This window comes from Nocardia sp. NBC_00881, assembly GCF_045207455.1.
Lineage (GTDB): Bacteria > Actinomycetota > Actinomycetes > Mycobacteriales > Mycobacteriaceae > Nocardia.
In genome coordinates, this window is record NZ_CP108798.1 from 6626337 (window position 1) to 6649845 (window position 23509).

The 23509-nt window shown below is 65.2% G+C and carries 26 protein-coding genes and 1 pseudogene; 17 read left to right on the forward strand and 10 right to left on the reverse strand.

Annotated features, from left to right (window positions below; translation table 11 throughout):
• Positions 1-20: 20 nt before the first annotated feature.
• Genes OH799_RS28500 through menD form a run of 5 tightly spaced genes read left to right on the forward strand, consistent with a single transcriptional unit; the run spans position 21 to position 7934 of the window.
• Positions 21-1616, forward strand: a complete 1596-nt coding sequence (locus OH799_RS28500; protein WP_406270252.1) for a (2,3-dihydroxybenzoyl)adenylate synthase — start codon at positions 21-23, stop codon at positions 1614-1616.
• Complete coding sequence (locus OH799_RS28505) at positions 1613-4909, forward strand: non-ribosomal peptide synthetase (RefSeq protein ID WP_406270255.1); 3297 nt, start codon at positions 1613-1615, stop codon at positions 4907-4909. Before OH799_RS28500 ends, OH799_RS28505 begins: the two co-directional genes overlap by 4 nt.
• A gap of 1 nt (position 4910) precedes the next feature.
• Positions 4911-5186 carry a phosphopantetheine-binding protein gene (locus OH799_RS28510; protein ID WP_357269611.1) on the forward strand — a complete coding sequence of 92 codons (276 nt, stop codon included), beginning with the start codon at positions 4911-4913 and terminating at the stop codon, positions 5184-5186.
• Entirely contained in the window at positions 5183-6205 is a 1023-nt protein-coding gene (locus OH799_RS28515) for a methyltransferase (RefSeq protein ID WP_406270258.1), read from the forward strand. The genes OH799_RS28510 and OH799_RS28515 overlap by 4 nt, the downstream gene beginning before the upstream one ends.
• Entirely contained in the window at positions 6195-7934 is a 1740-nt protein-coding gene (gene menD / locus OH799_RS28520; RefSeq protein ID WP_406270262.1) for a 2-succinyl-5-enolpyruvyl-6-hydroxy-3-cyclohexene-1-carboxylic-acid synthase, read from the forward strand. The genes OH799_RS28515 and menD overlap by 11 nt, the downstream gene beginning before the upstream one ends.
• Positions 7935-8255: 321 nt before the next feature.
• On the opposite strand, the gene OH799_RS28525 is transcribed toward menD, so the two are convergent.
• Entirely contained in the window at positions 8256-8975 is a 720-nt protein-coding gene (locus OH799_RS28525) for a siderophore-interacting protein (protein ID WP_406270265.1), read from the reverse strand.
• A 60-nt stretch (positions 8976-9035) separates the two neighbouring features.
• On the opposite strand from OH799_RS28525, the gene OH799_RS28530 reads away from it, so the two are divergent.
• The gene (locus OH799_RS28530; protein WP_406270268.1) at positions 9036-9272 is read left to right on the forward strand and encodes a hypothetical protein; all 237 of its coding nucleotides are present in this window, start codon (positions 9036-9038) and stop codon (positions 9270-9272) included.
• A gap of 17 nt (positions 9273-9289) precedes the next feature.
• Here OH799_RS28530 and OH799_RS28535 read toward each other — a convergent pair whose 3' ends face one another.
• From OH799_RS28535 to OH799_RS28545, 3 genes are all read right to left on the reverse strand, one after another.
• Positions 9290-10096 carry an ABC transporter substrate-binding protein gene (locus tag OH799_RS28535; RefSeq protein WP_406270271.1) on the reverse strand — a complete coding sequence of 269 codons (807 nt, stop codon included), beginning with the start codon at positions 10094-10096 and terminating at the stop codon, positions 9290-9292.
• Between the two features lie 196 nt (positions 10097-10292).
• On the reverse strand, positions 10293-10730 hold the full coding sequence (locus OH799_RS28540) for a nuclear transport factor 2 family protein (protein WP_406270274.1): 438 nt from the start codon (positions 10728-10730) through the stop codon (positions 10293-10295).
• A 164-nt stretch (positions 10731-10894) separates the two neighbouring features.
• Complete coding sequence (locus OH799_RS28545) at positions 10895-11242, reverse strand: cupin (protein ID WP_406270277.1); 348 nt, start codon at positions 11240-11242, stop codon at positions 10895-10897.
• A 659-nt stretch (positions 11243-11901) separates the two neighbouring features.
• Here OH799_RS28545 and OH799_RS28550 point away from each other — a divergent pair.
• The gene (locus OH799_RS28550) at positions 11902-12060 is read left to right on the forward strand and encodes a hypothetical protein (RefSeq protein ID WP_406270280.1); all 159 of its coding nucleotides are present in this window, start codon (positions 11902-11904) and stop codon (positions 12058-12060) included.
• Positions 12061-12167: 107 nt separating this feature from the next.
• Here OH799_RS28550 and OH799_RS28555 read toward each other — a convergent pair whose 3' ends face one another.
• A complete protein-coding gene (locus tag OH799_RS28555; protein WP_406270283.1) occupies positions 12168-14216 on the reverse strand; it encodes a M13 family metallopeptidase in 2049 nt (682 codons plus the stop codon).
• A 365-nt stretch (positions 14217-14581) separates the two neighbouring features.
• Here OH799_RS28555 and rplN point away from each other — a divergent pair, with 365 nt between their 5' ends.
• Genes rplN through OH799_RS28575 form a run of 4 tightly spaced genes read left to right on the forward strand, consistent with a single transcriptional unit; the run spans position 14582 to position 16028 of the window.
• Positions 14582-14950 carry a 50S ribosomal protein L14 gene (rplN, locus tag OH799_RS28560; protein WP_357269585.1) on the forward strand — a complete coding sequence of 123 codons (369 nt, stop codon included), beginning with the start codon at positions 14582-14584 and terminating at the stop codon, positions 14948-14950.
• A 2-nt stretch (positions 14951-14952) separates the two neighbouring features.
• On the forward strand, positions 14953-15270 hold the full coding sequence (gene rplX / locus OH799_RS28565) for a 50S ribosomal protein L24 (protein WP_040864865.1): 318 nt from the start codon (positions 14953-14955) through the stop codon (positions 15268-15270).
• Between the two features lies 1 nt (position 15271).
• On the forward strand, positions 15272-15838 hold the full coding sequence (gene rplE / locus OH799_RS28570) for a 50S ribosomal protein L5 (RefSeq protein WP_357269583.1): 567 nt from the start codon (positions 15272-15274) through the stop codon (positions 15836-15838).
• Between the two features lie 4 nt (positions 15839-15842).
• On the forward strand, positions 15843-16028 hold the full coding sequence (locus OH799_RS28575) for a type Z 30S ribosomal protein S14 (RefSeq protein ID WP_153338789.1): 186 nt from the start codon (positions 15843-15845) through the stop codon (positions 16026-16028).
• Between the two features lie 122 nt (positions 16029-16150).
• Here the strand turns inward: OH799_RS28575 and OH799_RS28580 are convergent.
• The 5 genes and pseudogenes from OH799_RS28580 to OH799_RS28600 form a co-directional block, all read right to left on the reverse strand.
• A pseudogene (locus OH799_RS28580) lies at positions 16151-17052 on the reverse strand (cytochrome P450).
• An 8-nt stretch (positions 17053-17060) separates the two neighbouring features.
• The gene (locus OH799_RS28585) at positions 17061-17408 is read right to left on the reverse strand and encodes a hypothetical protein (protein ID WP_406270289.1); all 348 of its coding nucleotides are present in this window, start codon (positions 17406-17408) and stop codon (positions 17061-17063) included.
• Entirely contained in the window at positions 17405-17716 is a 312-nt protein-coding gene (locus tag OH799_RS28590) for a hypothetical protein (RefSeq protein ID WP_406270292.1), read from the reverse strand. The genes OH799_RS28585 and OH799_RS28590 overlap by 4 nt, the downstream gene beginning before the upstream one ends.
• A 1609-nt stretch (positions 17717-19325) precedes the next feature.
• Positions 19326-19979, reverse strand: a complete 654-nt coding sequence (locus OH799_RS28595) for a Uma2 family endonuclease (RefSeq protein WP_406270295.1) — start codon at positions 19977-19979, stop codon at positions 19326-19328.
• Positions 19980-20043: 64 nt separating this feature from the next.
• Positions 20044-20367: a WXG100 family type VII secretion target gene (locus OH799_RS28600; RefSeq protein WP_406270298.1), complete on the reverse strand. Its 324-nt coding sequence runs from the start codon at positions 20365-20367 to the stop codon at positions 20044-20046.
• Positions 20368-20722: 355 nt separating this feature from the next.
• On the opposite strand from OH799_RS28600, the gene rpsH reads away from it, so the two are divergent.
• From rpsH to rplO, 6 genes are read left to right on the forward strand one after another with little or no spacing between them, the layout of a single operon-like run.
• Complete coding sequence (gene rpsH / locus OH799_RS28605) at positions 20723-21121, forward strand: 30S ribosomal protein S8 (RefSeq protein WP_357269550.1); 399 nt, start codon at positions 20723-20725, stop codon at positions 21119-21121.
• 15 nt (positions 21122-21136) lie between these two features.
• Positions 21137-21676, forward strand: coding sequence for a 50S ribosomal protein L6 (gene rplF / locus OH799_RS28610; RefSeq protein WP_357269546.1), 540 nt, complete (start codon positions 21137-21139; stop codon positions 21674-21676).
• A gap of 2 nt (positions 21677-21678) precedes the next feature.
• Positions 21679-22086 (forward strand): 50S ribosomal protein L18, encoded by a 408-nt coding sequence (rplR, locus tag OH799_RS28615; RefSeq protein WP_406270302.1) that lies wholly within the window; start codon positions 21679-21681, stop codon positions 22084-22086.
• A gap of 43 nt (positions 22087-22129) precedes the next feature.
• Positions 22130-22792 (forward strand): 30S ribosomal protein S5, encoded by a 663-nt coding sequence (gene rpsE / locus OH799_RS28620; protein WP_357269539.1) that lies wholly within the window; start codon positions 22130-22132, stop codon positions 22790-22792.
• Entirely contained in the window at positions 22792-22989 is a 198-nt protein-coding gene (gene rpmD, locus OH799_RS28625) for a 50S ribosomal protein L30 (RefSeq protein WP_327112596.1), read from the forward strand. Before rpsE ends, rpmD begins: the two co-directional genes overlap by 1 nt.
• Positions 22986-23429 (forward strand): 50S ribosomal protein L15, encoded by a 444-nt coding sequence (gene rplO / locus OH799_RS28630; RefSeq protein ID WP_327112598.1) that lies wholly within the window; start codon positions 22986-22988, stop codon positions 23427-23429. The genes rpmD and rplO overlap by 4 nt, the downstream gene beginning before the upstream one ends.
• The last annotated feature ends 80 nt before the right edge of the window (positions 23430-23509 follow it).

The window sequence follows — 23509 nt, forward strand, 5'->3', positions numbered from 1 at the left end:
AGGTAGGTGAGGTTGGGCCCATGCTTGATGGATTTGTTCCCTGGCCCGTGGAGTTCGCCTCCCGGTACCGCTCCCTCGGATACTGGCGCGGAGAGACACTCGACGCCGCTCTTCGGCGCTACGGCAGCACATTCGGCGATTCCGCAGCCGTCGTGGATTCCGACCGCAGCTGGACATACTCGGAGTTGGATGCCGAGGTGGACCACTATGCGGCCGGCCTGCACGCTCTTGGCATCAGGTCGCGGGATCGGGTGGTCGTGCAGCTGCCCAATCGAGGCGAATTCATCGCCGTCATGTATGCGCTGCTGCGAGTCGGTGCGATCCCGGTGTTCGCCCTGCCCGCGCATCGGGCCGCCGAGATCACCCATTTCGTCGACAGCACCGACGCGGTCGCATACGTGACGGCCGACGTCATCGACGGTTTCGACCATCGCGAACTCGCACGCGCGGTCCGTGGGCAGACCGGGAATCTGCGGCACGTGATCATCTTCGGCGCCGCCGCCGAGTTCATTCCGCTGGACTCGTTACGACAGCAGCCGATCGAGCATCCCACAGCCGACCCGTCGGACGTCGCGATTCTCCTGCTCTCCGGTGGCACGACGGGGTTGCCCAAGTTTGTCGCGCGCACCCATGATGACTGGGCTTACAGCGGACGCGCCGTCGCCGCGGCGTGCTCCTACGACGCGACGACGCGCCATATGGTCTGCCTGCCTCTTGGCCACAACTGGACTCTCACCCACGGGCTGCTCGCCACGTTCGATGTCGGTGGCACGCTGATCCTCGCCGAGAGTCCTGATCCAGGAATAACTTTCGACTTGATCGAGCGCCATCGCGTCACCGACACCGGACTGGTGCCCGGAGTCGCATTGGTATGGGTAGAACTCGCACCCGGCGGCTCCGCCGACCTGTCGAGCCTGCGCCGAGTCGTAATCGGCGGATCGAAGCTTCCGCTCGAACTCGCCCGTCGCGTCGAGCCTGCGCTGGGTTGCCAGCTGCACCAGGCATTCGGAATGGCGGAGGGCCTGTGCGGATTCCAGGACTCGGACGACGATCTGGAGACGCGGCTACACGCCCAGGGCAGGCCGGTCTCGCCGGACGACGAGTTGCTGATCGTGGATCACTACGGAAATCCGGTACTCGCGGGGGAAATCGGTGAACTGCTGACTCGCGGGCCCTACACGGTCCGCGGCTACTTCCGCGGTGGTGTCCACAACCGAACCTCGTTCACCGACAATGGTTTCTATCGAACCGGGGATCTGGTCCGCCTGTTGCCGAACGGGCAGGTCGTGTTCGAGGGCCGGGTCAAGGACCAGATCAACCGGGGCGGGGAGAAGATCGCGGCCGAGGAGGTCGAGAACCATCTGCTCGCGCACCCGGCAGTTCGCGATGCCGCGCTGATCGGGGTCCCGGACGAAATACTCGGTGAACGCAGTTGCGCGGTGCTCGTGCCGCATGGCGCCGCACCCGAGCAACCGGAAATCGCTCGATTTCTCACCGAGCGCGGAATTGCCGCGTACAAGATACCGGATCTGATCCGCATCGCGGACACGCTGCCTCGTACAGCCATCGGAAAGGTCGACAAGAAGAAGTTGCGGCAAGAGGAGGTAACGCGGTGACCACCGGTTTTCCAACAGTCCGGCCCGCGCCCGACGACCGGTTCCGGCCGTTTGCGTTGACCGACACGCAATTGGCGTATGTGCTGGGACGAGACGATGCCTACCACTACGGCGGTGTCGCGGCGCACGGGTACTACGAATACGAAGGCGCCATCGACATCGACCGGTTCACGGCCGCGTGGCGCTCGCTGGTCGAACGGCATGATGCGCTGCGCCTGACCATCGATATCGAACGGCGCGAACAGCGGGTGCTGGAATCGGTTCCGCCGTTCCATCCGGTTGTGCACGATCTGCGCGGGCTCACCGAGAGCGCGCGTGCGGCCCTGCTCGCGGAGCTTCGCGATACGTACTCGCATCTGGTACCGAACCCCGGGACGTGGCCGCTGTTCCATATCGCGGTGAGCCGCCTCGATGACGAGAGCAGCCGGATCCACATCGGCTTCGACGGGCTGTGTTTCGACTACCTCAGCTGGCGACTGCTGCTGGCCGAGCTGAGTCTGCGCTACCGTGACCCAGCCGCCGAACTGCCGGAGCTGTCGCTCACCTTCCGCGACTACGTCGGTGCCCTCTCGGAACTCGAGAACGCCGAACTCTACCGGCGCTCGCAGCGGTACTGGACCGATCGCGTCGCTACTTTTCCCGCGGCGCCGCAGTTGCCCGCGAATCGTTCTACCGACATCTCGGCGACTCGCTTCACCCGCCGCGAGGCCGGTATGCCTCCCGCGCAATGGCGGCAGTTGACCAGACACGCACGCGCACAAGGGCTGACAACCTCAGCGTTGATGATTGCCGCCTTCAGTGAGGTCCTGGCGGTCTGGTCGGGCGAGCACAGGTTCGCGCTCAACATCCCCAGCATGAACCGGATTCCGCTGCACCCGCAGGTCGAGGCGGTAGTCGGCGAGTTCGCTTCGATCTCGGCGCTCGCGGTGGACCACGATCGCGATGCGACCTTCGCCGCGCGGGCGAAACGCATCCAGGCAACTCTCTGGGACGACCTCGAGCACAGCCACTACAGCGGCTTGCGCTTCATGCGCGAGCTCACCCGCCATGACGGCAGTTCCGATCGGGCGCGAATGCCGATCGTGCTCACCAGCACACTCGGTTGGTCGGATGGTGCCAGGACGCCGTTCGACGGCCAGGTTCGCGAGGTGTACGCGCTGTCGCAGACTCCGCAGGTGAGCCTCGACGTACAGATCCACGAACACGACGACGAGCTGTACTACAACTGGGACACCGTCGATTCCGCCTTCGCGCCCGGCGTGATCGATGCCATGTTCACTGCGTTCCGCCAGCTGCTCGAACGCCTCGCGGGTTCCGCCGAGGTCTGGCAGCAGGCCGACCTGTCGATCGTGCCGCTGGCGGACGCCGAAGTGACCGGACGGCAGGTCGACACGGCAGCGGCACTCGTGCCGGAGCTGTTCGTCGAGCGTGCGCGCCGCCAGCCCGATCATCCCGCGCTGATCGACGGTTCGGTGACGATCACCTACGGTGCTCTGCTCGACCATGCCTGTCGCATCGCGAACCGGCTCGCTGCGACGTGCGGACCGAGCGACGATCAGCCGATCGTTGCCATTCTGCTGGACAAGGGGTGGCGTCAGTTCGCCGCGGTGCACGGCGTGCTGCTGTCGGGTGCGGCATACCTGCCGATCGATATTTCCGCTCCGCCGGAACGCATTCGCGGCATGCTCGAGCGTTCTGGTGTGGTGGCCGCGTTGACGGGTGACGCGACACCCGCCGCCGTGCGCGCGGTTGTCGAAGACCTGCCACACCTGGCACTGGTCGATGTCGACGGTGTCGCGGTCCGTGCATCGAGCACGCTCGTTCCCGACATATCGATCGACCGTGCGGATCTCGCCTACGTGCTGTACACCTCCGGCTCCACCGGGGAGCCGAAGGGGGTCATGATCGAGCATGGCGGCGTGGTGAACTGCGTCGTCGACACGATGACGAGCCTCGCGATAGGTCCGGCGGACCGGTCGCTCGCGGTATCGGCGCTGCATCACGACATGTCCGGATTCGACGTGTTCGTCACGCTGTGTGCCGGGGCGACGGTCGTCGTGCCGGCCGCCGATCGCCGGCGGGACCCGCGGCACTGGCGCAGCCTGGCCGCGGAATACGCGGTGTCGGTGTGGTGTTCGGTGCCCGCCATGCTGGAGATGCTGCGCGCCGAAGGTGGGACACCACTGACCGCCATGCGGCTGGCGCTGGTCGGGGGTGACTGGGTCGCGCCTGCGCTGGTGGACCAGCTGCGCGAGCAGTGCCCGAGCGCGCGGCTGGTCAGCATCGGAGGCCCGACGGAGACCACGCTGTGGAATATCTGGCATGCGGTCGGCGACATCGATCCGGCCTGGCGATCGGTACCGTACGGGCGGCCGATCGCGAACACCCGCTACTTGCTCCTCGACCAGGCGATGCGTCCGGTGCCGGCCGGCGTCGTCGGTGAAATGTATTGCGGCGGGCCGGGTATCGCCCGTGGCTATCTCGATGATCCCGAGCGCACCGGGACATCCTTCACGATCTACCCCCGCACCGGTGAAAGGCTCTACCGCACAGGAGATTTCGGCCGTTTGCTGCCGAGTGGGGAGATCGAGTTCGTCGGCCGCAGGGACCGGCAGGTCAAGGTGCGAGGGCACCGCATCGAGCTGGGCGACGTCGAGGCCGCAGTGGCTTCGCTGCCCCAGGTCGACGCGGCGGTGGTGACGCCGGTACCGGCCACGGACGGTCGTGGCTCGCGGGCACTCGTCGCGCACGTCGTCGTGAACCGCGAATCCGCCGTCGAGGAGCTCCGTCGCGATATCGAGGCTGTGCTGCCGTCCCATATGGTGCCCGGCACGATGCGGCTGGTCGAGTCGCTTCCGCTGACTGCGAATGGCAAGGTCGACTACCGCGCATTGGTCGCGGCAGCCGCCGAAGCTGCCGGTCCGGCCGAGCGGCGAGACGGTGCGGCGACGCCGCTCGAAGCGGTGCTTGCCCAGGTGTGGCAGGAGGTCATGCACGTCCCTGCGGTCGGCATCGGCGACAACTTCTACGCGCTCGGCGGAGACTCCGTCGTTGCTGTCGACGTCACGAGAGAGCTGCGCGAAGTGCTGGCCGACCCGACCATCGACCTGCACCTGCTGCTCGCTTCGCCGACGCTCGGCGAACTCGCGCGGAGCCTGCAGGCCCGCGAGAAATCGCCGGGACGGCTGGACGAGATCGCACAAATTTACCTGGAGATCCTCGAACTCAGCGACGACCAGGTCGAGTCCGAACTCGCCGACAATGCGGACCGCACTGTTGCGGAAGGGAATTGACATGTACGAGGCACAGGACGAATCGGTTGCGGCGGCCGCGGACAGGTGGACGATAGAAGACCTGCGAAATGCCGCAGCGAAAGCGCTCGGATTCGCGACATGGTCCCTTCCGGACGACGCCGATCTGTTCGAGCACGGACTGGATTCGCTGCGGATGATGCGGTTGGCCGGCGCCTTGCGCGCAGGTGGATACGACGTTCCTCTGCGTGTTCTGGCCGAAACACCAACTCTCGCAGCATGGTTCGAGATCATCAGAGAATCGGGTGAGCAGCGTTGAGGTCGATCGATGAACCGAATGTCACCACGAGTCAGTCCGAGTTGCTGAAGCTGCTCATCGGGGGGTGGGTGAGCAGCAGTATCGGCGCGGCCGTCGATCTCGGCCTCGCTGATCTTCTGCGCAGGGGGGCGATGGATGGCGAGGCCGTGGCGGCGGCCATGGGCGTGGCGCCGGAATCGCTGACCCGCCTGTTGCGGATGCTGCGTGCGCTCGGCATTGTCGTGCGCGACGACGATCGGCGGTACTCGTTGAGTCCGATCGGCGAGTTGTTGCGCTCTGACCATCCGCAGTCCATGCGAAACCTGGTACGGCTCTATCAGGAACAGTACTTCGCCGATGCCTGGAGTGAGCTGGTGCCAGCGCTGCGTGACGGCGAACAGCCGTTCACCAGAGCACACGGCGAGACCGTATTCGACTATCTGGGCAGCCGACCGGACGCACTCGCGGTCTACGGTTCGGGCATCGCGGTCGGCAGCATGTTCGTCGCCGACCTGCCGAATGTGTACGACTTCGGCGGGAAATGCGTCGTGGATGTCGGCGGAGGTGACGGCACCCTGCTGGATGTCATTCTGGCGGCGGTCCCGGATTCGACCGGAAGGCTGATCGAACGACAGGCCGTGGTTTCTGCGGCAGTGGACCGGTTGCAGGAATATATCGCTCAGCAACGGTGTGAAGTGTTCGCGGGGAACTTTTTCGATCCCCTCCCCGCGGGCGGCGATGTCGCTGTGCTGTGCCGAATTCTGCACAACTGGGACGACGAGCGGGCACGCGCGATCCTGGAGAATTGCCGGGCGGCGATGCGTGCTGGCTCGCCCCTGCTGATCATCGAGCGGGTCGTGTCCGACCTGCGGCCCACCCCGGTCGCCACCGCGTTCGATATGCACATGTTCGTGATGACCAGCGGCCGGGAACGAACGGACGAGGAATATCGGCGGCTGCTCGCCAGCGCCGGATTCGAGCTCGTGTCGATCAAGGGCCTGCCGCTGGAGATGAGCCTGGTCGAAGCTCATGCACGCTGATCGGGTCAACGGCACAGCGCCCAGCACGGCGCAGATACAGGCCGGTGTCATCGTCGACGAGCTCATTCGGTGCGGTGTGCGCGAGGCCGTGCTCTGTCCAGGATCTCGCAACGCCCCTTTGGCTATCGCGCTGCACCGGGCCGACGCCGATCGGCGTATCCGCCTGCACGTTCGGATCGATGAACGAAGTGCCGCCTACCTCGCGCTCGGTATGGCCGCGGGCAGCCACACCGTGGTCCCCGTGGTGACTACGTCCGGAACGGCCGTCGCCAATCTGGTCCCCGGAGTTCTCGAGGCGAGCTACGCGGGTGTCCCGCTGATGGTGATCAGCGCGAACCGGCCGGGGGAGATGCAGGGCACCGGGGCGAGCCAGACCATAGTTCAGCCCGACATATTCGGTCTCGCCGTGCGTTCCGCGATGGTGCTCGCCCAAGCGGACCACCGATATCCGCCCGGTGGCGACCGGCTTGCCCAACACAACGCGCGCTGGAGGGCCACGGTCGGCCGACTCACCGCGGCTGCCCTCGGCCTTCGCGACAGCAATCCCGGCCCGGTTCATCTGGACGTTCCGTTCGCCGAACCGCTGGTCGGACCACGTGCCTGGGAGACTCCGCCGGGCCGGCGCGACGGTGGACCGTGGACAGTTGTCGAGCCGACCATCATCGACGCGCCAGTGGAGGTCGATCTCGGCCTGGATACGCTCGTCGTGGCGGGGCAGGGCGCGCCGGTGCTGCCCGAGCTGGCGGGTGTTCCGACGGTCGCCGAGCCGTCGGCCCCGCCGACGGACTGCACGGTGCATCCGCTCGTGATCCGTCAGTTGCATCCCGAGCAGGTAATCGTGGTCGGGCGACCGACACTGCATCGGTCCGTCGTGCAACTGCTCGCGTCACCGACGATCCGGGTAATCGTCGTGGCCCCGGAACGGTCATGGACGGATGTTGCTGGAACGGCCAGCGCGGTCGGGCGCAGCATCCGGGCGACCGGGCGACCTGCGCAGGCGTGGGTCGATGTCTGCCGCGTGGCGACATGCATCGCGTTCTCCGCGGTGCACCGGGCGCTCGACGAAACCGACCAGGTGACCGGCATGCATGTGGCCCGGGCGATCACGCGGCAACTCGGAGTAGGAGACACGTTCGTCGTCGGCTCGTCGAATCCGGTGCGCGATGTGTCGATGACCTGGGAACACACCACCGGCGTTCGAGTTGTGTCCAATCGGGGAGTCGCCGGGATCGACGGACTGGTGTCGATGTCGGTGGGCGTCGCGTTGGCGGGCGACCGCACAGTTGCGCTGCTCGGCGATCTCACCTTCGCCCACGACAGTGGCGGATTGCTGGTCGGTCCGTCGGAACCGGTCCCGCGTGACCTGTCGATCGTGGTGGCGAATGACAACGGCGGCGGGATCTTCGGTTTGCTCGAGCAAGGGGGCCCGCAGTACGCGGATGTCTTCGAACGGGTGTTCGGCACACCGCACGGTACGGATATCGCCATGCTGTGTGCCGCGCACGGCGTCCCGCACATTGCCGCGGGCGTCGCCGATCTGGGTGAGGTCCTCGGCTCCGGTGCGGAGTCCGTCGGCGGTTTGCGCGTCATCGAGGTGCGGACCGATCGGGATGGATTGCGCGCGCTGCATGCCGATATTCGGTCGGGGATCGAACGCGACCTTTTCGACGACTCGGTTACCGCCGTGGACGACCAGAAAGGTTCGGACGGTCCGGTACGGATTGCGTGAACCGCATGCCAGGCGGCCGGTCGATGAGCCGGAGGTAACTGACACTTCGCGGACCGACGGCTAGTTCAACCACCCGTTGCCAGCCTGCTTCGAGGTCGACGTGGATTTGTGCCGCGTCGAACCCGCCCACCATGATGGCTTTGCTGGTGCCGCGTCGAACGATGAGTCGTCACACGGCCGGGCCGCATGCGAGTCGGGCCGACATCGGTCAGCGGCCGGACCAGATCGGAGCCGGCCGTCGATGTCGGCCGACGACCCTTGTGTATGCCCGCACCCGACCGCGCTCGCGCCGTAACCGGGGCGCCGCAGCGAGAATTCCGGCTATCTCCAGTAGGCCTGTGCCTTGATCGCCTCTTTGGGAAGTGCGTGTTTCGTTTTCAGCGTCTTGGTGATCGCGCGAGTGGTCGTACCGTCGCAGGCGACCCAGCCGAACGCGTCCGGCGCACAGGTCAGCGATTCCGCCTGTTCACGAAGCAGTCGCCCGTCATCGATCCGTTGCAGCCAGGTCACCTCGGTGGCCGGGCCGGACCGCACCGGCAAGGTCGGGTCCGATTCGTATTGCCATTCCAGCCATACCCGGGCGGGGATGTCGCCGATGGCGTCCAGCAACGAGTTGATCGCGGGAAGGGAGGCGGTGTCGCCGAAGATGACGAACTCCGAAGGCTTGGGATCAGGGACCGCGAACTTCGATGCGCCCACACCTTTGCCCATCACGCTGGCCTCGATGACATCGCCTACTGCAGCATTCCCTGCCCACCGTGAGGCTGGGCCGTGGTGCAGCGCGAACTCGACATCGAAACTGTCTGTGGCCGGATCGGGATCGACGAGTGTGTAGCCGCGCTGGCGTTCCTTCCCGTCGTGGTCTTGGAACCACATGCGGATCCACTGTGTGGGGTGAACCGGGTGGTCATCGAACAAGCCGTCCGCGGAGAAGCCGAGGCGGCGGTAGTTGTCGGTGATGCTCTTGACCGAGGTGACAGTCAGCCGGTAATCGTCTGCCCGCCATGCCTTCATCATCAGTCCATTGAACCCTTTGCTCATAGAAAGACAGGTTAGCCTAACCAACCTAAGTACGCCCGTTGTCTCGATGATCGATCCCATGTGCGTGGCCACGAATTGCTCGGTCCCACCGGCGGACTGGCGGAGCCTGGCGTCAACGCCGACACCCGCATCGGACAGGAGTTGTTCCAGCGCCTGCTCACCGGTTCGTTCCACCCCGGTCTGATAATCGTGTTCGTCGCGGCGGCGGTGATGATGTTCCTGGCGGTCGCCGCTTCCTACTTCGCCGGTGACAAAGGTGGCCACGCGCCCCGCCACCGCTGCAGGTCTCACGACTAGGTCGGGCAGTCCCAGCTCTACTTCGCCGCGTTGGTGAGGCCGGGTTTCAGTTTTTCGAGTAGGTAGGGGACGGATAAGGCGGTCGGCTGTGCTATCCCGCTCAGCTCCTGAGTAGTGAGGAAGGTGACGGAGTTCTTCCGCGCTGCTGGCAGATCGGCGTATCCCGGGAGTCGGCGATATTTCTTGTCCAAACCGGGGGAGTAGCCGGCCAGGAGGAGGTCGGCGTCGAGTTCGCTGACCTGGTCCGGCGGGAGGGACGTCGGGAGTTCGGTGAGGTGTTCGAGGGGGCGCAGGCCGAGTTGGGTAAAGAGGGTGAGGTTGTTGTTCGGCGCCGCCAGCACGATGAGCTGGGTGTCGCTGGCCAGCCAGGTGGCGACGAAGGTTTTGCCAGGCAGCGCCGGGGCGGCCCGGGTGATGGTGGCGATCGTCTTGTCGACGTCGGTGATCAGCGTGTCGGCGGCATCCTGTTTGCGCAGGATTCGGCCCAGCGTCCGCACTTGGTCCTGCCAGGATGCTTCCGCGCTGAGGGCGGGGACCGTTGGGGCTACTCGCGAGAGCTCGTCGTAGGTCTTGCGGTCGGCTATGAAGCCGTCCACCAGGATCAGGTCGGGATGCAGTGCCGCGATCTGTTCGGTCAGCTTGCCGCTCGTGTCCAGGGTTTCGGCCGATTCGACTGCCGCATGTGTCCACGGTGTGGCGTCGCCGACCGCCGGCGCGATGACACCGATCGGCGTCACGCCCAGCGCCAGCGCGTTGTCCGTCCACTGATTACCGAGGGTGACGACGTTTTTCGGCAACTTGTCGACGGTCGTCGTGCCCAGCATGTGACTGACCGTGACGGGTTCGTACCTGTCTCGCGTTCTGGTCGGCAGAGTGCACGCGGAAACCATGAGCAGCATCGTGCCGACAATCACTGCGAGCGTCGCAACGCGAGCCAGCCGAACAGACTTCACCGCCGGACCCTTCACGCCGAGGAACGTCGCGGCTGACTCGATCGAGCCCCGCACGAGCAGGGTCAGCCTAAGCCTCTGGGAGGCCACACGCGTCCGCGATCGCCGCCGTGTCCCAATAGAAGGGGTGCACCTCGCCGATGCGGCCGTCGGTGAGGGTGACTGTCTGCAGGATGGGGAAGGTGAGTTCGCGGCCGGTCGCGCGGGCGCGGGCGTGCACGCGAGTGTGTACCACGGCGGTCTCGCCGGTCGCCAGAAAATGCTGTTCCAGCAGGTCGAACGATTGCCACGTGCGGCTCATGGCGAGGAAGAAGCGTTCCATGCCTTCGTGTCCACGCCATGTTCCGCCGTAGGGCAGCCCGTCCGCCTGATGCAGCACCACACAGGGAGCGAAGAACGGTGCGAGCAGCTGGAACGAGGCGCGGCCCGGGCCGCCTGCCGCCAGGTACTCCGCCTCGGCCGCGTACATGCCGGTCAGCACGGTCATTGGATCTGTTGTTCGCGTCATGCGGCCAGTCTGCCCAGCGCACACCGGACGAGACCGGCGATAATCGGACGTCGCTTTCCTCCGTGCGCTACCCATCCGAGGCATACCCCCTGAGTTCCCCCGTACCGAATTGCATGCGAATCCGGGTGCGGGAAAACCAAAGCGTATGCGGGAATCGGAGCCGATCAGTGTGCGGCGCGGGCGGCGACCGGATCCTGGCGGGTGCCGTCGCGCACGCCGATCGACCTCAGGTCGGAGGGCTCGTCGAGTTCGATGCGGTGCCAACGGCCGCGTGGCACGACATACGCCGTGCCGGGTGGCAGTCGCACCATCGACTCTGGCTCCTCCGGATGTTCCGGGCGTAGATACAGGCGCATTCCGCCGGTCAGGCAGCAGACTGCTTCGTCTGCGGCGGGGTACATCTCCCAGCGATCGGCGTGCACGTCGGCATCGGTTTCGACGTGGAAGGCGGCGAGTTGCCAGCCACCGATCCGCCCGCCGCGCCGCCGAAAACCGCCCCACTTTCCGCGCACAGGTCTTCGCCGACCTGGACGCCGAAACCTTTCCCCGTCTGGCCGCCCTCGGGCCCCGCTTCCTCACACCCGCCACCCAGGACACCTATGCCAGCGGCCGCCGCGCCCTGGTAACCGGCCTGCTCCAGGCGCCGTGAGCGGAGTCGGAATGGTGCCTCGGGCACCATTCCGAGCCACCATTTCACTACGCTCGCTGAAGAATCCACACCCGGTGGGTTATGCACAGGGGTGCGGATGTGCCTGGCTGGGCGCCGGGACCGAGGCGGCGGGCTAACCAGGCTGAGGAGATGCGACTCGGTGTGGAGCACGTTGACCACGAACGCCGCCCGCACGGCGGTGGATGTCGCGCGCACCCTGACCCGATTGGACGCCCTGGCAACCCTGGACGCCGCACTCCGCGCGGGAGTCTCGTCCACCGCGCTCACCGCCGAACTCGAAAAGCAGGCCGGACGGCGCGGCCGCCGACAAGCCGCCCAGCTGATTGGACTAGCCGACGTCCGCGCCGAGTCCCCCATGGAATCACGCACCCGGCTGCGCTGCATCGACGCGGGCCTCCCACCTCCGGAGCCGCAAATAGAGGTCCAGACCCGAAACGGTCTCCGCCGCATCGACCTGGGCTGGCGGCGCAGGCGAATCGGGTTGGAATACGACAGCACCGTATGGCATCGGGGGAAACCGCGGCGCGCCGTGACAACCCCCGCCACAACTGGCTCAGCACCGAAGGCTGGACCATCTACTACGCCACGGCGGCCGACGTCTACCACCACCCGCACCACTTCACCACCCCGATCCGGCACGCCCTCGGTCGAGGGCAGTGAAATGGTGGCCGTCGGCGCTTGGTGCACCACCATTTCCCTCCGTTCGACGGACCATGTGCCATTGACGTGCTGGTACAGGTCATTGTGGCGCGGAGCTTCGGGTCGGCTTACAACGTGACCCGCTGATCGGCGGGCATGAACAGTTTGTCGCCTTCTTTGACCTCGAAGGTGTGGTAGAACTCCGCGAGGTTCCGAACGACTTGGTTGCAGCGGAATTCGGCGGGGGAGTGAGTGTCGCCCGCGAGATAGCGGACGGTGAGTTCCTTGGTCTGCTTCTCACGCCAGCTGCGGGCCCAGGACAGGAACATCGTGCGATAGTCGGGGTTGTCGATCCCGCGGCGCTTCTCCGCAATGCGGAAGGCGGCCAATGTGATCTGAAGTCCGCGCAGGTCAGCGAGGTTCTCGCCGACAGTGAGTTCGCCGTTGACGTGCTGGCTCGGGTCGAGACCCTCGGGAACCAGCACGTTGAACTGGTCGATGAGTTGTTTGGTTTTGGCGTCGAACGCCGCTCGATCTTCGGGAGTCCACCAGTCGCGGCGGTTGCCGTCGCCGTCGTATTTGGAGCCCTGGTCGTCGAAGCCGTGGCCGATCTCGTGGCCGATGGTGGATCCGACCGCGCCGAAGTTGACGGCCGGCTCCGCGTCCTTGTCGAAGAACGGCGGCTGGAGGTAGGCGGCGGGGAACACGATCTGGTTGGAGGTCGCCGAATAGTAGGCGTTCACCGTCTGCGGCGACATTCCCCATTCGGACTTGTCGACCGGGGTCCCGAGCCGGTCGAACGCCCGCTTGCTCTCGAAGTGGTTGATGGCAAGCAGCGATTCGACCAGCTTGCCCCTGGTGATCTTCAGCTTCGAGTAGTCGACCCACTTGTCCGGGTACCCGATCTTGGGATCGATCTTGTCCAGTTTCGCGATGGACGCCACCCTGGTTGCCTGCGACATCCACGACGAGTTGGTGAAGTTCTCCCGATAGGCGGCGAGTACGTCGGCCAGCATGTCCTTGGCGCGCTGCTTGGCCTCGGGCGGGAAGTGTTTGGCCACATAGAGTTTCCCGAGCTGTTCGCCGAGGTGGTCGTCGACGATCCCGACGCCGTACTTCCAGCGTTCCGGGCGCTCGTCCTGACCATTGAGCACCTTGCCCTTGAAGTCGAAGTTCGCGTCGTTGATGGCCTTGGGCAGATAGGGCGCGAAGTCCCGCAGCACGCTCAATTTGAGGTAGTCACGCCACGTGGCGATGTCGACCTCGCTCCACAGTTGCCCCACCGCCGTGAGGTAGGACGGCTGGTTGACCACCATTGTCGAGAACAGCTCGCGCGGGCGGTCGGTGTTTCCCGTCATCCACGGGTCCCAGTCGAACCCTGGCGCGAGCGCGACCATATCGGCCCAGCTGTACAGGTTGTACGTCGCGTCGGTGTTGCGGTTGCGCACGCTGTCCCAGTGCGCGGGGGCGATCCGCTTCTCCAGATCGAACACCCGCTGTGCCATGCCCGCCGGATCGGCGAATCCGGCGCCCGCGGCGACGCGTTCGAGGAAGACTCGATACTGCGCCAGTACCTCGGCGTATTCCGGCTTCCGGTAGTACTGCTCTCCGAGACCGAGCCCGGACTGGCCGACCGAGGGGATGTAGGCGCTGGAGTTCTTCCGGTCGATGCCGATACCGATACCGATCAGCCCGCCGATAGGCAGCTCGGCCATCACCTTGGCCAGGTCCGACTTGGCGGCCGCCCCGTCTATCTTGGCGAACAGGCCTGCCAGTGGAGTGATGCCGAGCCGTTCGATCTCATCCCAGTCCACCCTGGCGTCGTGCAAATCCCGGATCTGTTGCTCCTCCGAGCCCTCTTTCGGATCGCGGATGCCTTCGATGATCTCCCGCAACTGCTGCTGTGTGCGCTCGGCCGCCTCGCTGGTCGAGCCGTAGGCGGCCTTGTCCGGCGGCAGCTGGTACTCCCGCAGCCATTTCCCGTTGACGTGCCGGTACAGATCGTCCTGCGGTCGAATCGTCTGGTCCGCCCCGCTCAGATCGACCCCGACGAGCGTCTTGCTCGCCGGTTCGGTGTCGTTCGAGCAGGCGACCAGCGCGGCAGCGGTCGGCACCGCCCCGAGTGCGATGAGAAAGCCACGACGGCCCAGCTGGACCGGACGATCGGTTGATGTCACGAGAATCCTCTCCCCGACGCGGCATCGCCGCAGATGAACGTAGAAGCAGTCTCTGCTCGGATCGAGGCTACCGGCGCGGCGCCGGTCGAGCCCGGATTCGTGCCGGATAACCTCGGACCGGACCGCCCGCGCCCCGTCACCACGTCCCGATTTGGGAACGACCTGCGGATTCCCCTACACTGAACCGGTTGCCTGCGGGAGCTATGCCCGCAATCCGGCAGTGAACCCCCAGCGATTTGGTTCTGCGTTTTCTTGCTCAGACCAAGGAAAACCGCTGGCAGGCGCGCGTCCGGAGGGTGACTGACCATGCCCGTCGGGTCGGCAATCCGGCGTGCTAATTCGTCCAGGTCAAGGAGGACGCTGAAGTGATTCAGCAGGAGTCGCGACTGCGCGTCGCCGACAACACGGGTGCGAAGGAAATTCTTTGCATCCGCGTTCTCGGTGGTTCGTCGCGTCGCTATGCCGGTATCGGCGACATCATCGTCGCTACCGTGAAGGACGCCATCCCCGGCGGCAACGTCAAGCGGGGTGACGTCGTCAAAGCCGTCGTCGTGCGCACCACCAAAGAACGTCGGCGCGCCGATGGCTCTTACATCAAGTTCGACGAGAACGCGGCCGTGCTCATCAAGCCGGACAACGACCCGCGCGGCACTCGCATCTTCGGCCCGGTCGGCCGCGAGCTGCGCGAGAAGAAGTTCATGAAGATCGTCTCGCTGGCGCCGGAGGTGCTCTGACCATGAAGGTGCACAAGGGCGACACCGTGCTCGTCATCTCGGGCAAGGACAAGGGTGCCAAGGGCAAGGTCATCCAGGCCTACCCGAAGGAGAACCGGGTTCTCGTCGAGGGCGTGAACCGGATCAAGAAGCACGTCGCGAACTCCGCCAACCAGCGCGGCGCCTCCTCGGGCGGCATCGTGACCCAGGAAGCCCCGATCCACGTGTCCAACGTGATGGTCGTCGACTCCGATGGCAAGCCGGCGCGTATCGGCTACCGGACCGACGAGGAGAGCGGCAAGCGGGTCCGGATCTCCCGTAAGAACGGGAAGGACATCTGACATGACCACGACTGAGAACAAGATCCAGCCGCGCCTGAAGCAGCGCTACCGCGCCGAGATCAAGGACGCGCTGAACAACGAGTTCAACTACGCCAACGTGATGCAGATCCCCGGCGTGGTGAAGGTCGTCGTGAACATGGGTGTCGGCGACGCCGCCCGCGACGCGAAGCTGATCAACGGCGCCGTCAACGACCTGGCCCTGATCACCGGTCAGAAGCCCGAGATCCGCAAGGCGACCAAGTCCATCGCGCAGTTCAAGCTGCGTGAGGGCATGCCGATCGGCGCGAAGGTCACCCTGCGCGGTGACCGGATGTGGGAGTTCCTGGACCGCCTGGTGTCCATCGCGCTGCCTCGTATCCGCGACTTCCGCGGCCTGTCGCCGAAGCAGTTCGACGGCAACGGCAATTACACGTTCGGCCTGAGCGAGCAGTCGATGTTCCACGAGATCGACGTGGACTCGATCGACCGCCCGCGCGGCATGGACATCACCGTGGTGACCACCGCGACCAACAACGAAGAAGGCCGTGCCCTGCTCAAGCACCTCGGCTTCCCGTTCAAGGAGAACTGAGCACATGGCAAAGAAAGCACTGGTCAACAAGGCCAACGCCAAGCCGAAGTTCGCGGTCCGCGGCTACACCCGCTGCCAGCGCTGCGGCCGCCCGCACGCGGTGTACCGCAAGTTCGGTCTGTGCCGCGTGTGCCTCCGCGAAATGGCGCACCGGGGCGAGCTGCCCGGCGTGCACAAGAGCTCCTGGTGAGTTCGCGCTCGCAGTGAGCGCACCTGGATTACAAGACGCCGAGGGCACGGACTCGCACCGAGTCCGTGCCCTCGTTTTTCTTTTCTACAGCTGTTAGGCCTGTTGCGAGCTGCTCGGCAGGCCTACGCGGTGGTGTTGTCCAGGTTCCGTCGGCGTGCCTGGTCCAGTACTCGGCTCCATGTCGTTCCTTCATCGGCCAACCGGCGTCGCAATGTCCGTGGCCCGACCTCGAGGCGGCGGGCGACCTGCGCCAGCGAGAGCGTACCTTCGGCCAGGGCGTCTTCCAGCGCGGTGCCGACCTGGCCCGACCATGTCGAAGAACGCGCGGGCGGCGGAATCGTGGCGTAGCGGCGCACGGTCGCCATGAGCCCCCCGGCCGCATCATCCGCTTCGGGTTCGGCTGGATGAGGTCCGTCAATGCCCGATGCCAGTCGATCGGTCAGTTCCCTCGACCGGCGTTTCTGGAAATCTCGGGGGTGTTTCGCCGTATCGGGTTCGAGCAGCACGGGAAGTGTGCGGGGCCCGCAGGTGATGAAATTCGGACTGTAGACCTGGGTGGGGTCACAAGCCAGGCGCAATCGCGGGAATCGGTTGAACAGCGTGGACAAGGCGATGCGGCTTTCCAGCCGGGCCAGATGAGCGCCGAGGCAGACATGTGGTCCCCGGCCGAACGCCAGCTGGTCTCGGTGATCTCGGTCGATGTCGAAGGCATCGGCGTTCGGATAGTGCTCCGGGTCCCGCCCGACGCCGCCATACATCCCACGATGGCTCCCGCGGGAATTTCTACACCGGCGATGGTGACGTCTTGCAGCGCATACCGAGTGGGAATAATTACGGCCACCGAAGATTGGAAGCGCAGCATCTCCTCCACGACGTTCTTCCATCGGTCTTCGGCCTGGGCTTCGGCGAGCTGCTCGGGATGGGCGCACAGCGTGACGACCGCGTTGCCGAGCAGGTGCACGGTGGTTTCGTGTCCGGCCATCAGCACCAACCACAACATGTTGACCAGTTCGTCGTCGGTCAAACCGTTCTCTACATTGGCCTCCAGCAGGGCGGAGGTGAGGTCGTCGCCAGGTGCGTGCCGTTGCGGTCGAGGAGTTCGGCGAGGTACCCGAGCATGCCTGTCATCGCGGCCTGAATCTCGTCGCCGGTGCTCAGATGCGACATGACCGTGGACGCCCAGAGCCGGAATTGTCGTTGTTCCGATGCCGGTACACCGAACAGTTCGCCGATCACCCGAACCGGCAGAGGGGTGGTGTAGCCGGAGACGATGTCGATTTCGGCATTATGGTCGGGAATATCGTCGATGAGCTCGGTGGCGATCTGCTGGATTCGGGGCTCTAGCGCGGCGACTCTGCGGGGGGTGAACGCCTGGCTCATGGTTTCCGCAGCCGTCGATGATCGTCGCCGTCCTTGTTGATCATGTGGTCGATATCGGTGAGTGCGCGCAAGGGCCAGTCGGCTGGGATCGTACCGTCCTGCAGGGCAGGACAGTTGCGCGGATTCTTGCTCAACACGGTGCCGTCACCGGCGAGGACTTCGCTCACCGCCTTGTGGCTCACCGCGAACCAGGCCACGACATTGCCGGGCAGTTCGATCGGAACGATCGGACCACGCCGGCCGATCCTGTCGAAGGTCTCGAAAACCGACTCTCCGGCGGTAGGCAGCTGAGTGACGGGCTCGGTCATGTTGTCTCCCATGGTGCGGCGGTCACACACGGACAGGGCTGACGTGTGCCCGCCCAGTGTCGGACTCAGCGGCACACCGAACGACCGGAACCGTGAATTGCTGCCCCACAATGAAACTGCGACGCAAAAGAACATATTTGGAACCGAGGTGCGTCAAGATCTCGAGTACACGCGATCAACGCCACGAGCGAACGTGATCCGACTCGATCGGCTAGACGGTTCCAGACATCGAGGAGCTGACGGTGAACCAGGGGCCGACAGACCGGCCTGGTGACGGGCCGACCACCGGGCGAGCGCGCTGCGACGAACGGGCGATACACACCGGGTCAGGATCGCGATCAGTCATCGCTACTCGGCCGTGGGAGGATGCGAGTCCGTCCGCCGCCGTGCGGTTCGGTGCCCATGGACGCGACCGCGACGGCTGGACAGATCGGTCCGCACGGGGAAAAACGTGTTTCAGTTACGCCATGCCGGACTGAACCTCATTCACCCGCAGCCACATTCGCCGATCCGGGAGCACCGAGCCCAGCACGACTGAATCCGCCGACAACTGACCACCAGCTACGGCTGACGAGAGTTCTCGGACGCTCACCAAGTCTAAGAAAGCGTCCGAGAACTCCGGATCAGCCGGCTCGTATCGCTCGATATCCGTGTGTCATTATCGGTCCTGGCAGGAACGCCTGAACATGTCGAGTTCAGGAATTCCCGCCAGCAGGCTGAGTCGGGTGCGCGAGGGCCGCAGTAACGCAGTCCAGGAACTGGCTATGAATGAACGATGTCATCGAGCAGTGGGAGACGGCGACGTTGGCATCCGGGGTCGGAACGGCGATGCTCTTTTGCGCGGAGGCAGATGTCGCCGAGAGCGTGATGGCGGCTGCGGCGGTGAGCGAAATGCCGACGAATCTGGCAATTGTGCGAATCATGTTGTTTCCCTTCAGGGATTTGCCGTCGACGATTTCGTTTCCGGCATTACAAGACGGCGGCACGGGGAGTGCCGACGATCGGCACCACCATGTTCACCGACGACACGATAACCCGGTGGACACGCCCAGGGACAGCGGCGAATTCCCGCTCCTGGTTAGCTGTCGGTATCTGCATTGTTGGTGCCGGGGTCTTGTCCGACCGCTCCACAGTGTCCGGGATGCGGATTCCCGTGCGTGTGCCTTGCCATCGGCGGGACCTGCGGCTGTAGTCGGGTGCGTGCCGGACCTCGATCGGCCTGCACGATCAACAGGTCGAAGAGCGCGCGTACCGGCTCGTTCGCTCAGCTAAGCCAAGTTTTGGAGGAGGCCGTGAAACACGCGGGCGACCTCGACGCATTGACCGCTGGTCTCGCTCGAGAGGCATATGAGCACCGTGGCATATGTGCGCACCTCGGCGGCGGCGTGGATCAGGGTGACCCCCGTCGGCGCTTGCGGAGAAGTGCTGCGCCGTTCTCGAGGTGGTGGATAACGGACACCTACACGGTCGGGCACAGCGGCTTTCGTTGCGCCTCTGTCTACGGCACGACGGTGTGCGGGCCCCGCTTGATCAGGCAGGCAGGGTCGCTGGCATCGTGCCCGAAGGTGCGCCGAATCCCGTTGCCTGGTGTGCTTGGCCTGTGCGGGACTCAGAACTCGAGGTCCGACCAAAGGATGTGGATCGGGAACGGGAAGTCGATGGCTATGGCCTCGGAATCTTTCGGTGACCACTTGCCGGTAAGTAGGTAGTTAGCCGGGTGCAGTGGGTGTACGCCGGGCGGGAGCATGCCGTGGCTGGTCTCCAGTGCGTAGGCGCGGACCATCGCGATGGCACTCTTCTCGCGCTCCAGCGTCACCTCCCAGTACCAGGGGATGCCCGCTTTGGCGTAACGCGCTTGTTTGTCGTCCATGTCGGTCTGGGTGTTCGACGGAGAAAGTACCTCGCCGACCAGCTGGACATCGGCGGCGCGAAGATCCTGGTACGCGTCCGGCAGGCAGCGGCTGATCAGGAAGTCCGGCGTCACGAAATCGGATTTTCCGGATCGGCCGAAGAATACGTTTGTTTCGGTGTGGACCCGCCAGCACTGCTGTGGGTCTGCGGTCATCTCCTCGCGGGCGCACCGGCGCAGACCACTCCACAGGAGGTTGGTGAACTCCTGATGTTCGGCAGGCCCCCGCCGTAGCCAGACAACCCGCCCGTTCCACAGTTCGATCTGCCCGGCGATCTCCTCGGGCAGCTGCTCGAGCTCCTCCCAGGTCATGAACTCGGGGAGGTCCGGCCGATCGATTCGCGGACTCGACATGGTGTCATGGTAGTCCCGAGCGGCGACACCTCTGGCTTGCCGGCGCGCCCGTGTGGCGGGGAGATCAGGGTCGGTTTTCGGGTAGTGCGTTCCGTTCGGTGCCTGCCACGTAGGCCGGCATCACAGATTGTCCAGGTTTGAACTGAACATACGTAATAGCGTTCGCATTGCTGTCATCGGTCTTTGTGTACCGGTCAGCGGCCTGGTGTATCAACGCCGCGTCCTCGCTCAGAGCGGTAGCGACCTTTCGAGCGGAATCCACCCGCTCGGTCCACGATGCGGCATGTGTATCGGCCGCCTCGCCGAGCCAGTCGGTGGACATGACAGCGTCGGCTTCCTTGCGAAGCGCCTCGATGTCGTCCCAGAACTCATCTGCCTTTGCCGTCATTACGGTCCGCTGGTGCGTGCATCTGTGCGGGCTCGCTGTGCACCGTGCGACGCTGTCACGAACGCACCCAAGCGATTTGCTGTTTCGTGCCGGGCCGATAACAGGTACTCCGGGTCGGCCGAGGGCGCGCCGACCAGGCCGGATTTGGCGGCTAGCTGGGCGTTGCCTACACTAGAGCGGTTGCCTGGGCACCTCCATGTCCGCATGCGTACCGTGTGCCCGGGCGATCGAACCTCATCCGGTCGGCAAATGTCGGCCGGACCATCCGAATTGTTGTAGGCCCACCGCCGCGCATGCCGACGTGCATGTCGGTGCTGTATGGGAACCGCGGCAAGAAAGGTGTCTAGGTCGAACCATGACCATGACTGATCCGATCGCAGACTTCCTGACCCGTCTGCGCAACGCCAACTCGGCGTACCACGATCAGGTGAAGGCTCCGCACTCGAAGCTCAAGGCGAACATCGCCGAGATCCTCAAGCGTGAGGGCTACATCGCCGACTACCGGACCGAGGAGGCGACCGTGGGCCAGACCCTCGTCGTCGACCTCAAGTACGGCCCGAGCCGCGAGCGCAGCCTCGCCGGTGTGCGCCGTGTCTCCAAGCCCGGTCTGCGTGTGTACGCGAAATCCACCAACCTGCCCAAGGTGCTCGGCGGCCTCGGCGTGGCGATCATCTCCACGTCCTCCGGCCTGCTGACCGACAAGCAGGCGGCCAAGCAGCGCGTGGGCGGCGAAGTCCTCGCTTACGTCTGGTAAGGGAGGTCAGGACAAATGTCGCGTATTGGTAAGAAGCCCATCGCAATTCCGGCCGGCGTCGACGTCAGCGTCGACGGACAGGATGTGGCGGTGAAGGGGCCCAAGGGCACCCTCTCGCTGACCATCGCCGAGCCGATCACCGTCGCCAAGGGCGAGGACGGCCAGCTCGAGATCGCCCGTCCGGACGACGAGCGCCGCAGCCGCTCGCTGCACGGCCTCACCCGCACCCTCGTGTCGAACATGATCGTCGGTGTGACCCAGGGCTATGAGAAGAAGATGGAAATCTTCGGCGTCGGTTACCGTGTGGCGCTCAAGGGCCAGAACCTCGAGTTCGCCCTCGGCTACAGCCACCCGGTGCCGATCGAGGCGCCCGAGGGCATCACGTTCGCCGTGGAATCGCCCACCAAGTTCTCCGTGTCCGGAATCGACAAGCAGAAGGTCGGCCAGATTTCGGCGGTCATCCACGGTCTGCGCAAGCCCGACCCGTACAAGGGCAAGGGCATCCGCTACGCAGGCGAGGTCGTTCGCCGCAAGGTCGGAAAGACGGGTAAGTGATCATGGCGCAAACCGAAAACCAGAAGATCAAGCGCATCCCGCGTGGCAAAGATGCCTCGACCACGCGCCGCCTGTCGAAGGTGCGCCGTCATTTCCGCCTGCGCAAGAAGGTCGCAGGCACCACCGAGCGTCCGCGCCTGGTGGTCAACCGCTCCTCGCGTCACCTGCACGCGCAGCTGGTCGACGACTCGATCGGCAAGACCATCGCCGCCGCCTCGACCATCGAGGCCGACGTGCGTGCGCTCGACGGCGACAAGTCGGCCAGGGGCAAGAAGGTCGGCCAGCTGTTGGCCGAACGGGCCAAGGCCGCTGGTGTCGAGGCCGTCGTGTTCGACCGTGGTGGTCACGACTACCACGGCCGGATCGCCGCCCTGGCCGATGCCGCTCGCGAAGGTGGGTTGAAGTTCTGATGACCACACTGCTCAAGACTCGAATGAACGGAAGGAACGTCTGATGCCGGGACGTCAGAGGCGTGACGGCGGAAACGGACCCGCCGGACAGAATGGCAGCGCCCCCGAGGGCGGCCGCGGCGATCGTCGCGGTGGTGGCGGCGACCGTCGTGGTGGCGGCGACCGCCGCGACAACGCCGCCGAGAAGAACCAGCTCGAGCGGGTCGTCGCGATCAACCGTGTCTCCAAGGTCGTGAAGGGTGGTCGTCGCTTCAGCTTCACCGCCCTCGTGATCGTCGGTGATGGCAACGGTCTGGTCGGCGTCGGCTACGGCAAGGCCAAGGAAGTTCCCGCGGCCATCCAGAAGGGTGTCGAGGAGGCTCGCAAGGGCTTCTTCCGCGTCCCGATGATCGGCAGCACCATCACCCATCCGGTGCAGGGCGAGGCGGCGGCCGGTGTGGTCATGCTGCGCCCGGCCTCCCCGGGTACCGGTGTGATCGCCGGTGGTGCGGCGCGTGCCGTGCTGGAATGCGCCGGCATTCATGACATTCTGGCGAAGTCGCTCGGCAGTGACAACGCCATCAACGTTGTGCACGCGACCGTTGCCGCGCTCAAGATGCTGCAGCGTCCGGAAGAGGTCGCGGCTCGCCGTGGCCTGCCGCTCGAGGACGTTGCCCCTGCGGGCATGCTGCGTGCGCGCGCTCAGGCAGCGGGAGGTGCCAGGTAATGGCAGATCTCAAAGTGACCCAGATCAAGAGCACGATCGGCGCCAAGAAGAACCAGCGTGAGAGCCTGCGCACGCTCGGTCTGCGCAAGATCCGGCAGACCGTGGTTCGTGAGGACACCCCTCAGAACCGGGGCCTGATCAACGTCGTGCGCCACCTCGTGACCGTTGAAGAAGTCGGGCAGGAAGGTTCACGATGACCATCAAGTTGCATCACCTGCGTCCGGCTCCCGGCGCCAAGACCGAGAAGACCCGGGTGGGTCGCGGTGAGGGCTCCAAGGGCAAGACCGCGGGCCGTGGTACCAAGGGCACCAAGGCGCGCAAGAACGTCCCGGCCGCCTTCGAGGGCGGGCAGATGCCGATCCACATGCGGCTGCCCAAGCTCAAGGGTTTCACGAACCGGTTCCGCACGGAATACCAGGTCGTGAACGTCGGCGCGATCGCCAAGCTGTTCCCCGAGGGCGGCGAGGTCGGCAAGGCCGAGCTGGTCGCCGCCGGTGCGGTTCGCAAGAACCAGCTGGTCAAGGTCCTCGGCGACGGTGAGATCGGCGTCGCGGTACAAGTGACCGTGGACAAGGTCACCGGCTCCGCGAAGGAGAAGATCACCGCGGCCGGTGGCACCGTCACCGAGCTGGGCTGACGGTACTCTGCAAGCAGTGGCATCGGACGAGTGAAGGCTCGTCCGATGCCACTGTTAGAGTTCAATTGTTGTCTGCCAAA

Excerpts from the sequence above, each read along its gene's own strand:
- menD (WP_406270262.1), top strand. The coding sequence starts at position 6,195 with ATGCACGCTGATCGGGTCAACGGCACAGCGCCCAGCACGGCGCAGATA.
- rplO (WP_327112598.1), top strand. The coding sequence starts at position 22,986 with ATGACCATCAAGTTGCATCACCTGCGTCCGGCTCCCGGCGCCAAGACC.
- OH799_RS28600 (WP_406270298.1), bottom strand. The coding sequence starts at position 20,367 with ATGACGGCAAAGGCAGATGAGTTCTGGGACGACATCGAGGCGCTTCGC.
- rpsE (WP_357269539.1), top strand. The coding sequence starts at position 22,130 with ATGCCGGGACGTCAGAGGCGTGACGGCGGAAACGGACCCGCCGGACAG.
- OH799_RS28590 (WP_406270292.1), bottom strand. The coding sequence starts at position 17,716 with ATGACCGAGCCCGTCACTCAGCTGCCTACCGCCGGAGAGTCGGTTTTC.
- rplF (WP_357269546.1), top strand. The coding sequence starts at position 21,137 with ATGTCGCGTATTGGTAAGAAGCCCATCGCAATTCCGGCCGGCGTCGAC.
- rpmD (WP_327112596.1), top strand. The coding sequence starts at position 22,792 with ATGGCAGATCTCAAAGTGACCCAGATCAAGAGCACGATCGGCGCCAAG.
- rplX (WP_040864865.1), top strand. The coding sequence starts at position 14,953 with ATGAAGGTGCACAAGGGCGACACCGTGCTCGTCATCTCGGGCAAGGAC.
- rplE (WP_357269583.1), top strand. The coding sequence starts at position 15,272 with ATGACCACGACTGAGAACAAGATCCAGCCGCGCCTGAAGCAGCGCTAC.
- OH799_RS28540 (WP_406270274.1), bottom strand. The coding sequence starts at position 10,730 with ATGACGCGAACAACAGATCCAATGACCGTGCTGACCGGCATGTACGCG.
- rpsH (WP_357269550.1), top strand. The coding sequence starts at position 20,723 with ATGACCATGACTGATCCGATCGCAGACTTCCTGACCCGTCTGCGCAAC.
- OH799_RS28595 (WP_406270295.1), bottom strand. The coding sequence starts at position 19,979 with ATGTCGAGTCCGCGAATCGATCGGCCGGACCTCCCCGAGTTCATGACC.
- OH799_RS28525 (WP_406270265.1), bottom strand. The coding sequence starts at position 8,975 with ATGAGCAAAGGGTTCAATGGACTGATGATGAAGGCATGGCGGGCAGAC.
- OH799_RS28535 (WP_406270271.1), bottom strand. The coding sequence starts at position 10,096 with ATGCTGGGCACGACGACCGTCGACAAGTTGCCGAAAAACGTCGTCACC.
- OH799_RS28550 (WP_406270280.1), top strand. The coding sequence starts at position 11,902 with ATGGCATCGGGGGAAACCGCGGCGCGCCGTGACAACCCCCGCCACAAC.
- OH799_RS28575 (WP_153338789.1), top strand. The coding sequence starts at position 15,843 with ATGGCAAAGAAAGCACTGGTCAACAAGGCCAACGCCAAGCCGAAGTTC.
- OH799_RS28585 (WP_406270289.1), bottom strand. The coding sequence starts at position 17,408 with ATGAGCCAGGCGTTCACCCCCCGCAGAGTCGCCGCGCTAGAGCCCCGA.
- OH799_RS28510 (WP_357269611.1), top strand. The coding sequence starts at position 4,911 with ATGTACGAGGCACAGGACGAATCGGTTGCGGCGGCCGCGGACAGGTGG.
- OH799_RS28500 (WP_406270252.1), top strand. The coding sequence starts at position 21 with ATGCTTGATGGATTTGTTCCCTGGCCCGTGGAGTTCGCCTCCCGGTAC.
- rplR (WP_406270302.1), top strand. The coding sequence starts at position 21,679 with ATGGCGCAAACCGAAAACCAGAAGATCAAGCGCATCCCGCGTGGCAAA.